This is a genomic window from Gilvibacter sp. (assembly GCF_965601605.1).
Classification (GTDB): Bacteria; Bacteroidota; Bacteroidia; order Flavobacteriales; family Flavobacteriaceae; genus Gilvibacter.
In genome coordinates, this window is record NZ_CBFCWJ010000031.1 from 18,848 (window position 1) to 33,680 (window position 14,833).

26 protein-coding genes are annotated in these 14,833 nt (G+C 43.2%); 25 read left to right on the forward strand and 1 reads right to left on the reverse strand.

The genetic code is table 11. From position 1 onward, the window contains the following. Nucleotides 1-93: 93 nt before the first annotated feature. Nucleotides 94-1,788 (reverse strand): POTRA domain-containing protein, encoded by a 1,695-nt coding sequence (locus ACSLP7_RS08290; RefSeq protein WP_435578864.1) that lies wholly within the window; start codon nt 1,786-1,788, stop codon nt 94-96. A gap of 184 nt (nt 1,789-1,972) precedes the next feature. Between ACSLP7_RS08290 and rpsL the strand changes: the two genes are divergently transcribed. The 25 genes from rpsL to ACSLP7_RS08415 all read left to right on the forward strand — a co-directional run. Then, nucleotides 1,973-2,347, forward strand: coding sequence for a 30S ribosomal protein S12 (gene rpsL / locus ACSLP7_RS08295; RefSeq protein WP_087524602.1), 375 nt, complete (start codon nt 1,973-1,975; stop codon nt 2,345-2,347). Between the two features lie 24 nt (nt 2,348-2,371). After that, nucleotides 2,372-2,848 carry a 30S ribosomal protein S7 gene (rpsG, locus tag ACSLP7_RS08300; RefSeq protein WP_272831772.1) on the forward strand — a complete coding sequence of 159 codons (477 nt, stop codon included), beginning with the start codon at nt 2,372-2,374 and terminating at the stop codon, nt 2,846-2,848. An 8-nt stretch (nt 2,849-2,856) separates the two neighbouring features. Beyond that, nucleotides 2,857-4,989, forward strand: a complete 2,133-nt coding sequence (gene fusA / locus ACSLP7_RS08305) for an elongation factor G (protein WP_272831773.1) — start codon at nt 2,857-2,859, stop codon at nt 4,987-4,989. 10 nt (nt 4,990-4,999) lie between these two features. Further along, nucleotides 5,000-5,305, forward strand: a complete 306-nt coding sequence (gene rpsJ / locus ACSLP7_RS08310; RefSeq protein ID WP_010181931.1) for a 30S ribosomal protein S10 — start codon at nt 5,000-5,002, stop codon at nt 5,303-5,305. Between the two features lie 169 nt (nt 5,306-5,474). Continuing rightward, entirely contained in the window at nt 5,475-6,086 is a 612-nt protein-coding gene (rplC, locus tag ACSLP7_RS08315; protein ID WP_272831774.1) for a 50S ribosomal protein L3, read from the forward strand. Then, entirely contained in the window at nt 6,086-6,715 is a 630-nt protein-coding gene (gene rplD / locus ACSLP7_RS08320; protein ID WP_435578866.1) for a 50S ribosomal protein L4, read from the forward strand. The genes rplC and rplD overlap by 1 nt, the downstream gene beginning before the upstream one ends. 6 nt (nt 6,716-6,721) lie before the next feature. Next, a complete protein-coding gene (rplW, locus tag ACSLP7_RS08325) occupies nt 6,722-7,012 on the forward strand; it encodes a 50S ribosomal protein L23 (RefSeq protein ID WP_272831776.1) in 291 nt (96 codons plus the stop codon). Between the two features lie 27 nt (nt 7,013-7,039). Beyond that, nucleotides 7,040-7,864 (forward strand): 50S ribosomal protein L2, encoded by an 825-nt coding sequence (gene rplB, locus ACSLP7_RS08330; protein ID WP_272831777.1) that lies wholly within the window; start codon nt 7,040-7,042, stop codon nt 7,862-7,864. Nucleotides 7,865-7,870: 6 nt separating this feature from the next. After that, nucleotides 7,871-8,149, forward strand: coding sequence for a 30S ribosomal protein S19 (gene rpsS, locus ACSLP7_RS08335; RefSeq protein WP_087524609.1), 279 nt, complete (start codon nt 7,871-7,873; stop codon nt 8,147-8,149). Between the two features lie 6 nt (nt 8,150-8,155). Next, nucleotides 8,156-8,563 (forward strand): 50S ribosomal protein L22, encoded by a 408-nt coding sequence (gene rplV, locus ACSLP7_RS08340; RefSeq protein WP_435578867.1) that lies wholly within the window; start codon nt 8,156-8,158, stop codon nt 8,561-8,563. A 7-nt stretch (nt 8,564-8,570) separates the two neighbouring features. Beyond that, nucleotides 8,571-9,287 carry a 30S ribosomal protein S3 gene (gene rpsC, locus ACSLP7_RS08345; RefSeq protein WP_087524611.1) on the forward strand — a complete coding sequence of 239 codons (717 nt, stop codon included), beginning with the start codon at nt 8,571-8,573 and terminating at the stop codon, nt 9,285-9,287. Nucleotides 9,288-9,306: 19 nt separating this feature from the next. After that, nucleotides 9,307-9,726 carry a 50S ribosomal protein L16 gene (gene rplP / locus ACSLP7_RS08350; RefSeq protein WP_435578868.1) on the forward strand — a complete coding sequence of 140 codons (420 nt, stop codon included), beginning with the start codon at nt 9,307-9,309 and terminating at the stop codon, nt 9,724-9,726. Nucleotides 9,727-9,737: 11 nt separating this feature from the next. Next, a complete protein-coding gene (gene rpmC / locus ACSLP7_RS08355; RefSeq protein WP_435578869.1) occupies nt 9,738-9,929 on the forward strand; it encodes a 50S ribosomal protein L29 in 192 nt (63 codons plus the stop codon). A gap of 16 nt (nt 9,930-9,945) precedes the next feature. Beyond that, nucleotides 9,946-10,203 (forward strand): 30S ribosomal protein S17, encoded by a 258-nt coding sequence (gene rpsQ / locus ACSLP7_RS08360; protein WP_087524614.1) that lies wholly within the window; start codon nt 9,946-9,948, stop codon nt 10,201-10,203. Nucleotides 10,204-10,205: 2 nt separating this feature from the next. Next, nucleotides 10,206-10,574: a 50S ribosomal protein L14 gene (gene rplN, locus ACSLP7_RS08365; RefSeq protein WP_272831780.1), complete on the forward strand. Its 369-nt coding sequence runs from the start codon at nt 10,206-10,208 to the stop codon at nt 10,572-10,574. A gap of 12 nt (nt 10,575-10,586) precedes the next feature. Further along, nucleotides 10,587-10,901, forward strand: coding sequence for a 50S ribosomal protein L24 (gene rplX / locus ACSLP7_RS08370; protein WP_087524616.1), 315 nt, complete (start codon nt 10,587-10,589; stop codon nt 10,899-10,901). Between the two features lie 2 nt (nt 10,902-10,903). Then, nucleotides 10,904-11,455: a 50S ribosomal protein L5 gene (gene rplE / locus ACSLP7_RS08375; RefSeq protein WP_435578870.1), complete on the forward strand. Its 552-nt coding sequence runs from the start codon at nt 10,904-10,906 to the stop codon at nt 11,453-11,455. Between the two features lie 3 nt (nt 11,456-11,458). Then, nucleotides 11,459-11,728, forward strand: a complete 270-nt coding sequence (gene rpsN / locus ACSLP7_RS08380; protein ID WP_087524618.1) for a 30S ribosomal protein S14 — start codon at nt 11,459-11,461, stop codon at nt 11,726-11,728. A gap of 61 nt (nt 11,729-11,789) precedes the next feature. After that, on the forward strand, nt 11,790-12,191 hold the full coding sequence (rpsH, locus tag ACSLP7_RS08385) for a 30S ribosomal protein S8 (protein ID WP_435578871.1): 402 nt from the start codon (nt 11,790-11,792) through the stop codon (nt 12,189-12,191). 15 nt (nt 12,192-12,206) lie between these two features. After that, nucleotides 12,207-12,749: a 50S ribosomal protein L6 gene (rplF, locus tag ACSLP7_RS08390; RefSeq protein ID WP_435578872.1), complete on the forward strand. Its 543-nt coding sequence runs from the start codon at nt 12,207-12,209 to the stop codon at nt 12,747-12,749. Nucleotides 12,750-12,760: 11 nt separating this feature from the next. After that, the gene (rplR, locus tag ACSLP7_RS08395) at nt 12,761-13,111 is read left to right on the forward strand and encodes a 50S ribosomal protein L18 (RefSeq protein WP_272831784.1); all 351 of its coding nucleotides are present in this window, start codon (nt 12,761-12,763) and stop codon (nt 13,109-13,111) included. Between the two features lie 3 nt (nt 13,112-13,114). Continuing rightward, entirely contained in the window at nt 13,115-13,639 is a 525-nt protein-coding gene (gene rpsE / locus ACSLP7_RS08400) for a 30S ribosomal protein S5 (protein ID WP_435578873.1), read from the forward strand. 11 nt (nt 13,640-13,650) lie between these two features. After that, entirely contained in the window at nt 13,651-13,830 is a 180-nt protein-coding gene (gene rpmD / locus ACSLP7_RS08405; protein WP_272831786.1) for a 50S ribosomal protein L30, read from the forward strand. A 10-nt stretch (nt 13,831-13,840) separates the two neighbouring features. Continuing rightward, a complete protein-coding gene (gene rplO, locus ACSLP7_RS08410; protein WP_272831787.1) occupies nt 13,841-14,293 on the forward strand; it encodes a 50S ribosomal protein L15 in 453 nt (150 codons plus the stop codon). A gap of 13 nt (nt 14,294-14,306) precedes the next feature. Continuing rightward, on the forward strand, nt 14,307-14,833 hold a 527-nt coding region (locus ACSLP7_RS08415), incomplete at its 3' end, for a preprotein translocase subunit SecY (protein ID WP_435578874.1).

The following is a 14,833-nucleotide window of genomic DNA, read 5'->3' on the forward strand; positions in this document are numbered from 1 at the left end:
AAAATCACAATAAAAAGTTAATTACACAAGTTTTTATACTTAAAATTTACTTTTTTTTAAGGTTATTGTTACCCCTGTGTTAAGGCGGTTTTCCTAAAAATTTGAGCGTAAACTGAGGTGGATTTTCGTGTTCGAAAATGAGAAGGGAAGTGACCCTGTTTTTCCGTTTGCGATATTGATCTTAAATACCCCTGCTTTAGATAAAAATCCAAGTCCAATTCCGAAGCTAATCAACTCTTCTTGAGTTTGATTGAGTTCGTTTTCGAGGTATCCAACATCCGCAATGCTATGCACATAGAGTCCAGGGTTGACTAAATAGCGGTATTCGGTATTGAGTACGGAGTAGAACTGGGCGTCAATGCTATTCTCGTCAAAGCCTCGTATAGAGGTGATGCCTCCAAAGCGCATCAACTCATTGGTGAGGTAGTTGTCACTTATTAAGGTCTCTGTAGTGTTTCTTAGAAAGATAGAGTTATTGTCATTCAGGTCTAAGATGTAATATCCATCAAAGCTGATCTTGACTTGGTCGCTGGTCATTGAGGCGCTTCGATTGCCGACTTGTCCTTTGAGCTCCCAACGTGTTTTGTTGGGGAAGAGTAAACTCGGTTGCGGAATCTGGTATTGCAATCCTCCTAGAACAAAATCAGAAGTATAATCGTCAATGTTGTTAGCGGTCAAAGTTTCCTCTAAAAGATTGTTGGATTCAAAATGGGTATAACCGGCTAAAGCGCGTAAGCGCGGATTGATTTGGTAATGCACTTGTGCTTTTTGCTCAACGGTGACAAAACTGGAATCGCGTTTGAAGATGTACAATTCCAAATCAACTCCTAAGGGCGTCTTAAATAAATAAGGTAGAGAAGTGGCCACTCTAAAATTTTGTTGGTCGCGGCCGTCGCTTTTGTAATTGAGACGGATCTCCTCTCCGAAGTTCAAATTGTTGCGGAGCTCCAGATCGAGGTAGCCGTTAAAAATGATCTTGGAATCATTCTCGCTATTGGCAAATCCCAGGATACCATCAAAGCTGTTGCTGGAACGCTTCTTTAAATAAAGGTATACCTCTGTGCTGTCTGGTCGGAATAGAACCTCAGGTGCTTTAGTGCTTGTGACAAAGGGAAGACTTTCTATGGCTTCATAATCTTTGAGTAATTTACTGCGATCAAATACGCCGCCAGTTTTTATGCCGGCAAAATATTTCAAATAGGATCTCGGGAACTTTTCGTAACCTTTGATGATTATCTTGTCTAAGGAGCGAGCTGTTCCCGATTCTATGCTGAGGGTGCCGCGCATGGTTTGCGGATCCTCAAAATCCAGGTTGACGAGTTGGGCGGCCGCAAAAGCATTGCCCAAGCTATTTTGATAATCCGTGATGGCTTGCATACTCGCTTCGAGGTCTTCGAAGTCTATGGAGATGGTATTGCTGTCTACTTCTGAAAATAATTTTTCCAGATCCTTTAATGGGATGCCCGAAAGGCTGTGATCAATTTTAAATCGAGTCACACGAACTCCTAAATTGAACGTCGCTGTATAAATGCTGTCCTGTGATTTGACTGGGGTGGTATACTCCAGATTGAGGTAACCGCCTTTGCGCAAGTTTTCTGCCGCTGCTTCTGCAGCTTGATTCATGCTGAGAAGATCTGGGAATTCTTCAGGGCCAATTAGGTTTTGAACAAGGTCTGATTCGGTATTGGGAATAACCTCAATTTCTAGTTTAAAATTCTGGGCCGAGACCAATCCGCAGAATAGTATATATATATTAAGGTATAAAGCGCGTTTAAAAAATCGGTTCAAAATCCCTGCTATTAGCTCTGTAAAACTAACGCAAGTGTTCGGTTTTTCATATAAATCAAGTTATCAAAATGTAAGCTTTTGAAAATTACAGACTATACGTTTGAATACTAGAATAATATTTCTACCTTTGCATGCCCTTAAAAAGGGCCTTTTAGAATTTAAAAAAAGTATAACAAAGGATTTTATGCCAACAATTTCACAATTAGTACGAAAAGGAAGATCCAAAATAACCAAGAAGAGCAAATCGGCTGCTTTGGATTCGTGCCCTCAAAGAAGAGGGGTATGTACTCGTGTGTACACTACCACACCTAAGAAACCTAACTCAGCAATGAGAAAGGTTGCACGTGTGCGTCTTACCAATGGTAAGGAAGTGAACGCCTACATCCCTGGAGAAGGACACAATCTACAAGAGCACTCGATAGTATTGGTTAGAGGAGGAAGGGTAAAAGATTTGCCGGGAGTTCGTTATCACATTGTACGTGGAGCACTTGACACCGCTGGTGTTGAAGGCCGTCTACAACGTAGATCGAAGTACGGAGCGAAACGCCCAAAGAAGTAAATTAACACCCGTTAAGACGAAGACATGAGAAAAAGACAAGCGAAAAAACGTCCGCTTTTACCAGACCCAAAGTTTAACGATCAACTAGTTACACGTTTTGTGAACATGTTGATGTGGGACGGTAAAAAATCTGTGGCGTTCAAGATATTCTACGATGCGATCGATATCGTAGATCAGAAAAAACAAGACGACGAGAAAACGGCTTTAGAGCTTTGGAAAGACGCTCTATCTAACGTAATGCCTCACGTAGAGGTACGTAGCCGTCGAGTGGGAGGAGCAACGTTCCAGATCCCAATGCAAATCAGACCAGACCGCAAGGTTTCTACAGCAATGAAGTGGTTGATCCTTTTTGCGCGTAAGCGTAATGAGAAGTCAATGGCTCAGAAATTGGCTGCAGAGATCCTAGCTGCGGCTAAGGAAGAAGGGGCTGCTGTTAAGAAGCGTGTGGATACACACAAAATGGCAGAAGCAAACAAAGCATTCTCACACTTTAGATTCTAAGACATAAAATGGCAAGAGATTTAAAATTTACTAGAAATATCGGGATCGCTGCCCACATTGATGCGGGTAAGACAACTACAACTGAGCGTATCCTTTATTATACTGGTGTTAGTCACAAAATTGGTGAAGTACACGATGGTGCTGCAACCATGGACTGGATGGAGCAAGAGCAGGAGCGTGGTATTACAATTACCTCTGCTGCAACTACTTGTACTTGGAACTTCCCGTTAGAGAACGGAAAGCCAACTCCAGACACTAAGGGCTATCACTTCAACATTATCGATACTCCGGGTCACGTTGACTTTACCGTAGAGGTAAACCGTTCTTTACGTGTACTTGATGGATTGGTATTCTTGTTCTCTGCAGTAGACGGAGTTGAGCCTCAATCTGAGACCAACTGGCGTTTGGCAGACAACTACAAAGTACCACGTATCGGTTTTGTGAACAAGATGGACCGTCAAGGATCAAACTTTATGGCGGTATGTCAGCAGGTAAAAGACATGTTGAAGTCTAACGCAGTACCAATTGTAATGAACATTGGTGATGAGGCAGACTTTAAAGGTATCGTTGACCTTGTAAAGAACCGTGCTATCGTATGGCATGATGAAACTCAAGGATCTACTTTTGACGTTATCGATATTCCTGAAGAGCTTAAAGAAGAGGCTGCTATGTTGCGCGGACAACTTATTGAAGAAGTTGCTGCTTACGACGAGAACCTTTTGGAGAAGTTCATGGAAGATGAAAACTCCATTACAGAAGAAGAAGTACACGCTGCATTGCGTGCCGCTGTAATGGATATGAGTATCATTCCTATGGTTTGTGGATCAGCATTTAAGAACAAAGGTGTTCAGTTCCTATTGGACGCTGTTTGTCGTTACTTGCCTTCTCCAACAGACAAGGAAGGTATTGTAGGTACTAACCCTGATACTGAAGAGGAAGAAGTACGTAAGCCAGATGTAAAGGAGCCATTTGCTGCCCTTGCATTTAAGATCGCTACTGACCCATTCGTAGGTCGTTTGGCTTTCTTTAGAGCGTACTCTGGACGTCTTGATGCAGGATCTTACGTATTGAACAACCGTTCAGGTAAGAAAGAGCGTATCTCACGTATCTACCAAATGCACTCGAACAAGCAAAACGCTATCGAATATATTGAAGCTGGTGATATTGGAGCAGCTGTTGGATTTAAGGACATCAAAACTGGTGATACCTTATCTGACGAGAAGAATCCAATCGTACTTGAGAGTATGGAGTTCCCAGATCCTGTAATCGGTATCGCGGTAGAGCCTAAAACTAAGGCAGATGTAGACAAACTAGGTCTTGCTCTTGGTAAATTGGCTGAAGAGGATCCAACCTTCACCGTACGTACTGATGAGGCTTCTGGACAGACTATTATCTCTGGAATGGGTGAGCTTCACTTGGATATCATTGTTGACCGTCTGAAGCGCGAGTTCAAGGTTGAAGTAAACCAAGGACAGCCTCAGGTAGAGTACAAAGAAGCAATCACACAATCTGCAGATCACAGAGAGGTTTACAAGAAGCAATCTGGTGGTCGTGGTAAGTTTGCCGATATCGTATTTACAATGGAGCCTGTTGAGGACGAAACCAAAACTGGTCTTGAGTTTGTAAACGTGATCAAAGGTGGTAACGTACCAAAAGAATATGTTCCAGCGGTTGAGAAAGGATTTAGAGATGCCATGAAGAACGGTCCTTTGGCTGGTTTCGAAATGGATTCTATGAAAGTTACTTTGAAAGACGGTTCCTTCCACCCTGTGGATTCGGATTCTCTATCTTTCGAATTGGCTGCAAAACTAGGTTACAAAGCTGCTGCTAAAGCTGCACGTGCTGTGATCCTTGAGCCAATCATGAAGCTAGAGGTTATTACTCCAGAAGAGAACATGGGTGATATCGTAGGTGACTTGAACCGCCGTCGTGGTCAAGTTAACGATATGGGAGATCGCGCAGGAGCCAAGGTTGTTAAAGCCGAGGTGCCACTTTCTGAAATGTTTGGTTATGTAACTACGTTGCGTACCCTTTCTTCAGGTCGTGCGACTTCAACTATGGAATTCTCTCACTATGCAGAAACTCCTTCTAACATTTCAGAAGAAGTGATCGCTGCTGCTAGAGGAACTGCTAACGTATAATATTCAACAGATGAGTCAGAAAATAAGAATTAAGCTTAAATCTTACGATCACAATTTGGTAGACAAATCTGCTGAAAAAATCGTAAAGACCGTAAAGAGTACTGGTGCTGTAGTAACTGGACCAATTCCACTACCTACACACAAAAAGATCTTTACCGTATTGCGTTCACCTCACGTGAACAAGAAGTCTCGCGAACAGTTCCAATTGAGCTCTTACAAGCGCCTTTTGGATATCTATTCGTCTTCTTCTAAGACCATTGATGCTTTGATGAAGCTTGAATTGCCAAGCGGTGTTGAAGTAGAGATCAAAGTCTAAGTGAAACGCAAGCAGACAGGCTGGTACTGTCTGTAACATGTCCCGAGCGGTTGTCGAGGGAAAAACGGAGAAAAATACATTCAGGGTTGAAAGTATTTTGACCCTGAATTTTTTTGAAATAGGAAGCGTAAGAGCTTCGAAATAAATAAGTAAATAACAATTAATAATTATGTCTGGGTTAATAGGAAGAAAGATAGGAATGACCAGCATCTTTGACGAGAACGGGAAGAACATCCCTTGTACCGTAATTGAAGCAGGTCCCTGTGTTGTTACCCAAGTCAGAACCACAGAGGTTGACGGGTATGAAGCTCTTCAGCTTGGTTTCGATGACGCTAAAAAGGCAAACATGGCTGCCGCTGGGCACGCCAAGAAAGCTGGAACCGTTGCAAAACGTAAAGTCGCCGAATTCCAAGGATTTGAAGAGGAGTATAAACTAGGTGATACAATCACCGTAGAACACTTCGCTGAAGGAGAATTTGTTGATGTATCAGGTACATCAAAAGGAAAAGGATTCCAAGGGGTAGTAAAGCGCCACGGATTTGGCGGGGTTGGACAGGCCACTCACGGTCAGCACAACCGACTACGTGCTCCTGGTTCTATTGGTGCGGCATCTTATCCTGCACGTGTATTCAAAGGAATGCGCATGGCAGGTCAGATGGGCAACGAGAAAGTAAAAGTTCAAAACTTGCGTGTATTGAAAGTAGTTCCTGAAAAGAATCTACTTGTTGTGAAAGGGTGTGTACCTGGACACAAAAACGCTTACGTAACCATTCAGAAATAATGAAAGTAGCAGTATTAGATAAGAACGGAAAAGAAACCGGAAGACAAGTAACCTTGTCTAAGGAGGTTTTCGCAGTAGAGGCTAATGAGCATGCTGTTTACTTAGATGTAAAGCAATACCTAGCTAATCAGCGTCAAGGGACTCACAAGTCTAAAGAGCGCGCTGAGATCGCAGGTTCTACTCGTAAGATCAAAAAGCAAAAAGGTACGGGTACCGCTCGTGCTGGTAGTATCAAATCTCCTGTATTTAAAGGAGGGGGTCGCATCTTCGGACCAAGACCGAGAAACTACCGCTTTAAGCTGAACAAAAACCTAAAGCGTCTGGCTCGTAAATCAGCTTTGACGATGAAGGCTAACGATAAGGCCATCCTGGTACTAGAGGATTTCCAAATGGATTCTCCTAAGACTCAGGAATTCTCTCAAGTGATTAAGAATCTGGGACTTGAAAACAAAAAGTCTCTATTCGTGTTGGGAGAGTCAAATAATAACCTATATTTGTCGTCTCGTAATTTAAAAGGTGCAGAAGTTGTAACTAATTCAGAGTTAAGCACTTACAAAATTATGAACGCAAGTAACGTAGTGTTATTTGAAGGTTCTTTGGAAGGAATTGAAACAAACTTAAGTAAATAAGAAGCGATGAGTGTCTTAATAAAACCCATTATTACGGAAAAGGCTACTGCAGCTGTAGAAGAATTAAACGTCTACGGATTTGAGGTAGCTCCGACGGCGAATAAGGTAGAAATTAAGAAGGCAGTTGAGGCTGCTTACGGCGTTTCTGTTACTAAAGTTCGCACAATAAATGTCCGCCCAGATCGTCGTACTCGTTATACGCGTACGGGGATGCAAACTGGTAAAACAAATGCTTACAAAAAAGCACTTGTACAGGTGGCGGAAGGTGATACAATTGATTTTTACAGTAACATCTAGAATTTCTAGAAAACTAAAACGACAATAATGTCAGTAAGAAAATTAAAGCCTGTCACCCCAGCACAGCGATTTAGAGTAGTTAATGGTTTTGACGCCATTACTACTGACAAGCCGGAGAAAAGCCTATTGGCTCCGAAAAAACGTTCTGGGGGTAGAAACAGTCAAGGAAGAATGACCATGCGCTACAAAGGTGGTGGTCACAAAAGAAAGTATCGAATCATCGATTTTAAGAGAGACAAAGCCGGAGTTCCTGGTACTGTTGCCTCTATTCAGTATGATCCGAACAGAACTGCGTTTATCGCCCTGTTGAACTATCAGGATGGTGAAAAGCGTTACATCATTGCCCAAAACGGCCTTAAAGTAGGACAGAACGTAGTGTCTGGTTCTAAAGTAGCTCCTGAGATCGGGAACGCTATGCCGTTATCGGATATTCCATTAGGTACTATTATTTCATGTATTGAACTACGTCCAGGACAGGGAGCTGTTATGGCGCGTAGTGCTGGTGCTTTCGCGCAGCTTATGGCTCGTGACGGAAAGTACGCTACCGTGAAATTGCCTTCTGGTGAGACCCGTTTGATTTTAGTGACTTGTATGGCAACTATCGGAGCTGTTTCTAACAGTGACCACCAGTTGTTGGTATCTGGTAAGGCAGGACGCAGCCGTTGGTTGGGTCGTCGTCCAAGAACTAGACCAGTAGTGATGAACCCAGTAGATCACCCAATGGGTGGTGGTGAAGGGAAGTCCTCTGGAGGTCACCCACGTTCTAGAAATGGTATTCCTGCGAAAGGATTTAGAACCCGTTCTAAGACGAAAGCGAGTAATAAGTACATTGTAGAACGTAGAAAGAAATAATAAGATATGGCACGTTCATTAAAGAAAGGACCTTACGTTCACTATAAATTAGAGAAGAAAGTTCAACAGAATGTTGAGTCGAACAAGAAAAGCGTTATCAAGACTTGGTCTCGCGCTTCTATGATCACTCCTGATTTTGTTGGTCAGACCATTGCCGTTCACAACGGACGTCAGTTTGTTCCTGTTTACGTAACAGAGAACATGGTAGGTCATAAACTAGGAGAGTTTTCACCAACGCGTTCCTTTAGAGGTCACGCGGGGGCTAAAAACAAAGGAAAAAAATAATACGCCATGGGAGTTCGTAAAAGAGAAAGAGCCGAGCAAATGAAAGAAGCCAGAAGAAACATGGCTTTTGCTAAGTTGAATAACTGCCCTACTTCCCCTCGCAAGATGCGTCTGGTAGCAGACCTGATCCGCGGAGAGAAAGTAGACAAGGCGTTGAACATATTGCGCTTCAGCCAAAAAGAAGCTGCTGGTCGTTTAGAAAAGCTTTTGCTTTCGGCCATCGCTAACTGGCAAGCCAAGAACGAAGAAGCTGATGTTGAGTCTGCAGATCTTTTTGTAAAAGAGATCCGCGTAGACAGCGCTAGCATGCTTAAGCGTTTGCGTACTGCACCGCAGGGACGCGCGCATAGAATTAGAAAACGCTCTAACCATGTAACCTTGGTACTAGGAGCAAACGATAACTCACAAAGCTAGAAAGTAAATGGGACAGAAAACAAATCCAATCGGAAATCGCCTTGGAATTATCAGAGGATGGGAATCTAACTGGTACGGTGGCCGTGATTACGGTGACAAATTGGCCGAGGATGACAAGATTAGAAAGTACGTTCACGCTCGTTTATCTAAAGCTAGTGTGTCACGTGTAATTATTGAGCGTACGCTTAAACTTGTAACCGTTACTATCACAACGGCTCGCCCAGGTATCATTATTGGTAAGGGTGGTCAAGAGGTAGACAAGTTGAAAGAAGAGCTTAAGAAGATCACCGGGAAAGAAGTACAGATTAACATCTACGAGATCAAGAGACCAGAATTGGACGCACACCTAGTGGCTGCTAGTGTTGCTCGCCAGATCGAAAGCAGAATCTCTTACCGTCGTGCCATCAAAATGGCTATCGCTGCGGCAATGAGAATGAACGCTGAAGGAATCAAGATCCAGATCGCTGGACGTCTTAACGGTGCTGAAATGGCGCGTACGGAGTCTTACAAAGACGGCCGTATCCCATTATCGACCTTTAGAGCTGATATTGATTATGCACTAGTTGAAGCCCACACTACTTATGGTAGATTGGGTGTAAAAGTGTGGATCATGAAAGGCGAGGTATATGGAAAGAGAGAGCTATCTCCACTAGTTGGTCTTGCTAAGAAGCAAGGCAAAGGTGGCGGTGGTCGCGGAGGAAACAAATCTCGTCGCAGAAAGTAATTATTAAAGACATTTAGACATGTTACAACCTAAAAGAACCAAATTCCGCAAGCAACAGAAGGGGCGCATGAAAGGCAATGCCGGACGTGGAAACCAACTTTCTTACGGTACCTTCGGAATTAAATCTTTAGATGCTAATTTCTTGACTTCACGTCAAATAGAAGCTGCGCGTATTGCCGCTACACGTTACATGAAGCGGGAAGGACAAATGTGGATCATGATTTTCCCAGATAAGCCAATTACCAAAAAACCACTCGAAGTACGTATGGGTAAAGGTAAAGGTGCTGTGGATCACTGGGCTGCAGTTGTTAAACCCGGTAGAGTGTTGTTTGAAGTATCAGGTGTACCATTTGAAGTAGCTAAAGAAGCACTTCGTTTGGCCGCTCAAAAGCTTCCCGTTAAAACAAAGTTCATTGTGTCCCGAGATTTTCAGGCGTAATTAATTAAGAGATGAAACAAGTAGAGATTAAAGAAGCATCTACCGCCGATCTACAAGAAAAGCTTGTAGAGTCAAAAAAGGCTTATACAGATCTTAAGATGGCTCACGCCATTTCACCGTTGGAGAATCCGATTCAGCTTAGAGCGCAACGTCGCACTATCGCTAGAATTCAGACCGAACTAACTAAAAGAGAAGTACAGTAAGTACGAAAGCGGAAAGATGGAAAAAAGAAATTTAAGAAAAGAGCGTATCGGGGTAGTAACCTCTAACAAGATGGAGAAATCTATCGTTGTTTCTGAGGTGAAGAAAGTAAAGCACCCGATGTACGGAAAATTCGTACTTAAGACTAAAAAGTACGTTGCCCACGACGAGCAAAACGACTGTAACGAAGGTGATACTGTACGTATCATGGAAACACGTCCGTTGAGTAAATCGAAGTGTTGGAGACTAGTAGAAATCATTGAAAGAGCTAAGTAATCATGGTACAACAGGAATCAAGACTAAAAGTAGCAGACAATACAGGAGCTAAGGAAGTACTTACCATTCGTGTATTGGGAGGAACCAAGCGTCGTTATGCGTCGATTGGAGACAAGATTGTAGTTACCGTGAAAGAAGCCACTCCAAACGGTACAGTAAAGAAAGGAACCGTTTCTACCGCTGTGGTAGTACGTGTGAAGAAGGAAGTGCGTCGTCCTGATGGATCTTATATCCGTTTTGATGACAACGCTTGTGTACTGTTAAACGCTACTGGAGAAATGCGCGGAACTCGTGTATTTGGACCAGTTGCGAGAGAGCTTCGCGATAAGCAATTCATGAAGATTGTATCATTGGCACCAGAAGTGCTTTAATCGATCAGACAAATGACAAAGCTGAAAATTAAAACAGGAGATAACGTAACAGTAATTGCTGGAGACCACAAAGGATCAGAAGGTAAGGTGCTACGCGTTATGGCTGATGCCAATAAAGCTATCGTTGAAGGTGTGAATCTTGTAAAGAAGCACCAGAAGCCTAGCGCTAACAATCCTCAGGGAGGCATCGTAGAGAAAGAAGCTGCCATTCACATTTCTAACCTGTCGCTAATCGACCCTAAATCGGGAGATGCAACACGTGTAGGATACAGAATGGATGACGGGAAAAAAGTACGTTTTTCCAAGAAATCTAATGAAGTAATTTAGTTATGGGCTATACACCAAGACTTAAAGAAGAATACAGAAGCCGCGTGATGAACGCCCTTACCGATGAGTACGGGTATGCTAACGTAATGCAGGTACCAAAATTGGAGAAAATTGTAGTATCCAGAGGTATTGGTGCTGCTGTGGCTGACAAGAAACTTATCGAGTACTCGGTAGAAGAGTTGACAACCATCACTGGTCAAAAGGCTATCCAAACGATCTCTAAGAAAGACGTTGCAACATTTAAGTTGCGTAAGGGAATGCCAATTGGAGCCATGGTTACTTTGCGCGGAGAGCGCATGTACGAATTCCTTGATCGTTTGATCACATCGGCATTGCCACGTGTTCGCGATTTCAACGGAATCAAGGCTACAGGTTTTGACGGACGTGGAAACTACTCTTTAGGAGTTACTGAGCAGATCATCTTCCCAGAGATCGACATCGACAAGGTGCGTAAGATCGAGGGGATGAACATCACTTTTGTAACCTCTGCAGAGACCGACAAAGAAGCGAAATCATTATTAACTGAACTGGGATTACCCTTTAAAAAGAACTAAGAGATGGCTAAAGAATCAATGAAAGCCCGCGAGGTAAAAAGAGCCAAACTAGTTGCCAAATATGCTGAGAAGCGTAAGGCGTTAAAAGAGGCTGGTGATTACGAAGCATTGCAAAAGCTTCCTAAGAACGCTTCTCCAGTACGCATGCACAACCGTTGCAAGCTTACAGGACGTCCTAAGGGTTACATGAGACAATTCGGAATTTCTCGTGTAATGTTTAGAGAGATGGCCAACAAAGGTTTGATTCCAGGAGTTCGTAAAGCAAGCTGGTAAACGTTTAACTGGTGGAAGGTCCTAAAACAAGAAAGGAAACCCTCACCGCAATTAATTATAAATGACAACAGATCCAATCGCAGATTATCTGACTCGTGTTAGAAATGCAGTAGCTGCTGGCCACCGTGTGGTAGAAGTACCTGCTTCTAACTTGAAAAAAGAGATCACTAAGATCCTTTTCGATCAGGGATTCATTTTAAGCTACAAATTCGAAGACGAGCAAGGTCCTCAGGGAACTATCAAGATCGCTTTGAAATATGACAAGCTTACCAAAGATCCAGTGATCAAGAAGATTCAAAGAATTAGTAAACCAGGTCTACGTAAGTATGCCGGTGCCAACGAGATGCCTCGAGTATTGAATGGTTTAGGAATTGCAATCGTGTCTACTTCTGCGGGAGTAATGACCGGTAAGCAAGCTACTGGCCAGAATGTAGGTGGAGAGGTACTTTGTTACGTATATTAAAAAGAGACTAAAACCATGTCAAGAATAGGAAAAAGCCCAGTAGCAATCCCTGACGGTGTAACCGTAGAAGTAAACGGGACCGCTGTTACAGTAAAAGGGAAGTTAGGCGAGTTAACACAGGAGCTGAGCGATATCACCGTAAAGGTAGAAGACGGTCAGGTAACTGTGGAGCGTCCTTCAGATCATAAAGACCACCGCGCTAAGCACGGATTGTACCGCGCACTTATCGCAAATATGGTGCTTGGTGTTTCAGAAGGTTGGACCAAAGAGTTGGAACTTGTAGGGGTAGGATACCGCGCAAGCAACCAGGGTCAGAAACTAGACATAGCCATCGGATTTTCACACAACATCGTTATGGACATTGCTCCTGAGGTGAAAGTGGAGACTATTTCTGAAAAAGGAAAGAATCCGATCATCAAATTAACATCTCACGACAAGCAACTTGTTGGTCAAGTAGCGGCTAAGATCCGCAGCTACCGCAAGCCAGAGCCTTACAAAGGAAAAGGTATCAAGTTTGTCGGTGAACAAATTAGAAGAAAAGCAGGTAAATCTGCATAAACAGTTAGGTTATGGCATTATCAAAATCAGACAGAAGAGAGAGAATCCGCAACCGTATTCGCAAAACTGTTGCAGGTACCGCACAGCGTCCTAGACTTGCTGTGTTCAGAAGTAATAAAGAGATCTATGCTCAATTGATTGACGATGTGAACGGAGTGACTATCACTGCAGCTTCATCTCGTGACAAAGGAATCAGTGGAGCAAACAAATCAGAAACTGCTAAGGCAGTGGGTGTAGCTATCGCAGAGAAAGCAGTGAAGGCTGGTCTTGAATCAGTTTCATTCGATCGCGGTGGATATCTATACCACGGAAGAGTAAAATCATTAGCCGAAGGAGCCCGTGAAGGCGGCTTAAAATTCTAAGATATGTACAAAGATTATAAAAACGTAGAATTAGTAAAACCAGGAGGTCTTGAGCTTAAAGATCGTTTGGTAGGCGTACAACGGGTAACTAAAGTAACCAAAGGGGGTAGAGCTTTCGGATTTTCTGCTATTGTAGTAGTAGGAGACGAGAATGGTGTTGTTGGACACGGACTTGGAAAATCTAAGGATGTGGCTAGCGCTATCGCTAAGGCTGTTGAAGACGCTAAGAAAAACTTGGTACGTATCCCATTGAACAAGGCTACACTACCTCACGAACAAAAAGGTAAATACGGCGGAGCTCGTGTAAACCTTATGCCAGCTGCTCCCGGTACCGGGGTAATCGCAGGTGGTGCTGTACGTGCAGTATTGGAAGCCGTAGGAGTACACGATGTACTTTCTAAGTCGCAAGGTTCGTCTAACCCACACAATGTGGTAAAGGCTACTTTTGATGCTTTGTTGCAAATGCGCAGTGCGCAGACGGTAGCCAAGCAGCGCGGTATTTCAATGGAAAAATTGTTTAAAGGATAAATTGCACAAGAATGGCAAAGATTAAAGTAACCAAAGTTCGCTCTGCAATCAACCGTACTCAGAATCAAAAGAGAACGTTGGAGGCCTTAGGATTGCACAAGATTGGGCAAACCGTTGAGCACGAGAACACGCCAAATATTCTTGGCATGATAAACAAAGTACAACACCTGGTTTCTGTAGAAGCCAACTAAGATATTACTCATGGATTTAAGCAACTTAAAACCAGCCGAAGGTTCAGTACATGGCAAAGGCAAGCGCGTAGGTCGCGGGCAAGGTTCCGGCAAAGGAGGAACTGCTACCCGTGGTCACAAAGGGGCCAAGTCACGTTCAGGATATTCTAAGAAATTAGGATTTGAAGGTGGACAAATGCCACTACAACGTCGTGTACCTAAGTTTGGTTTCAAAAATATCAACCGCAAAGAGTACCAAGGAATCAACTTGGATACCCTACAGAAAATGGTTGACGACAAGAAGATCAAAGACAGCGTTTCAATCGAAGAATTGGTAGCGTTGCGATTGGCTCATAAGAATGATTTAGTGAAGATTTTAGGAAGAGGAGAACTTAAAGCCAAATTGACCGTAACTGCTCATAAATTTACGGCTACTGCTAAGCAAGCTATTGAAGCTGCTGGTGGAGAAGCCATAACGCTGTAATACATTACTAAGGATGAAGTTTATTGAAACCTTAAAGAATGTTTGGAAAATAGAAGAACTGCGCAACCGCATTCTGGTAACGTTGAGTCTTTTGTTGGTGTATCGATTCGGTGCTCAAGTAGTACTTCCTAACATCGATGCGGCACAATTGGCCGAGTTTTCTGGAAAGTTTGAAGGCGGAGGAATCGGAGCGATTCTAAACGCATTTACCGGAGGGGCTTTTGCCAACGCTTCGGTTTTTGCCTTGGGGATCATGCCGTACATCTCGGCTTCGATTGTGGTACAGCTGATGCAGATCGCAGTTCCCTATTTGCAGAAATTACAGAAAGAAGGAGAGAGTGGTCGTAAGAAGATCACTCAGATCACGCGTTGGTTGACCATCGCGATCTGTTTGGTACAAGCGCCGAGTTACCTTATTGGTCTTGACGCCTTAGGTGTACCACCAGAGGCCTATATCCTTCCAAGAGGATTTATGTTCTATTTCACTTCTGTGATCATCTTAACTACTGGATGTGTGTTTGCCATGTGGTTGGGTGAGAA

Coding starts and splice junctions, on each gene's coding strand:
- rpsC (WP_087524611.1), top strand. CDS start 8,571: ATGGGACAGAAAACAAATCCAATCGGAAATCGCCTTGGAATTATCAGA.
- rplE (WP_435578870.1), top strand. CDS start 10,904: ATGGGCTATACACCAAGACTTAAAGAAGAATACAGAAGCCGCGTGATG.
- rpsE (WP_435578873.1), top strand. CDS start 13,115: ATGTACAAAGATTATAAAAACGTAGAATTAGTAAAACCAGGAGGTCTT.
- rplN (WP_272831780.1), top strand. CDS start 10,206: ATGGTACAACAGGAATCAAGACTAAAAGTAGCAGACAATACAGGAGCT.
- rpsQ (WP_087524614.1), top strand. CDS start 9,946: ATGGAAAAAAGAAATTTAAGAAAAGAGCGTATCGGGGTAGTAACCTCT.
- rpsH (WP_435578871.1), top strand. CDS start 11,790: ATGACAACAGATCCAATCGCAGATTATCTGACTCGTGTTAGAAATGCA.
- rplD (WP_435578866.1), top strand. CDS start 6,086: ATGAAAGTAGCAGTATTAGATAAGAACGGAAAAGAAACCGGAAGACAA.
- rpsS (WP_087524609.1), top strand. CDS start 7,871: ATGGCACGTTCATTAAAGAAAGGACCTTACGTTCACTATAAATTAGAG.
- fusA (WP_272831773.1), top strand. CDS start 2,857: ATGGCAAGAGATTTAAAATTTACTAGAAATATCGGGATCGCTGCCCAC.
- rplC (WP_272831774.1), top strand. CDS start 5,475: ATGTCTGGGTTAATAGGAAGAAAGATAGGAATGACCAGCATCTTTGAC.
- rplB (WP_272831777.1), top strand. CDS start 7,040: ATGTCAGTAAGAAAATTAAAGCCTGTCACCCCAGCACAGCGATTTAGA.
- rplF (WP_435578872.1), top strand. CDS start 12,207: ATGTCAAGAATAGGAAAAAGCCCAGTAGCAATCCCTGACGGTGTAACC.
- rpsN (WP_087524618.1), top strand. CDS start 11,459: ATGGCTAAAGAATCAATGAAAGCCCGCGAGGTAAAAAGAGCCAAACTA.
- rpsJ (WP_010181931.1), top strand. CDS start 5,000: ATGAGTCAGAAAATAAGAATTAAGCTTAAATCTTACGATCACAATTTG.
- rpsL (WP_087524602.1), top strand. CDS start 1,973: ATGCCAACAATTTCACAATTAGTACGAAAAGGAAGATCCAAAATAACC.
- rpsG (WP_272831772.1), top strand. CDS start 2,372: ATGAGAAAAAGACAAGCGAAAAAACGTCCGCTTTTACCAGACCCAAAG.
- rplP (WP_435578868.1), top strand. CDS start 9,307: ATGTTACAACCTAAAAGAACCAAATTCCGCAAGCAACAGAAGGGGCGC.
- rplR (WP_272831784.1), top strand. CDS start 12,761: ATGGCATTATCAAAATCAGACAGAAGAGAGAGAATCCGCAACCGTATT.
- rplX (WP_087524616.1), top strand. CDS start 10,587: ATGACAAAGCTGAAAATTAAAACAGGAGATAACGTAACAGTAATTGCT.
- rplO (WP_272831787.1), top strand. CDS start 13,841: ATGGATTTAAGCAACTTAAAACCAGCCGAAGGTTCAGTACATGGCAAA.
- rpmD (WP_272831786.1), top strand. CDS start 13,651: ATGGCAAAGATTAAAGTAACCAAAGTTCGCTCTGCAATCAACCGTACT.
- rpmC (WP_435578869.1), top strand. CDS start 9,738: ATGAAACAAGTAGAGATTAAAGAAGCATCTACCGCCGATCTACAAGAA.
- rplV (WP_435578867.1), top strand. CDS start 8,156: ATGGGAGTTCGTAAAAGAGAAAGAGCCGAGCAAATGAAAGAAGCCAGA.
- rplW (WP_272831776.1), top strand. CDS start 6,722: ATGAGTGTCTTAATAAAACCCATTATTACGGAAAAGGCTACTGCAGCT.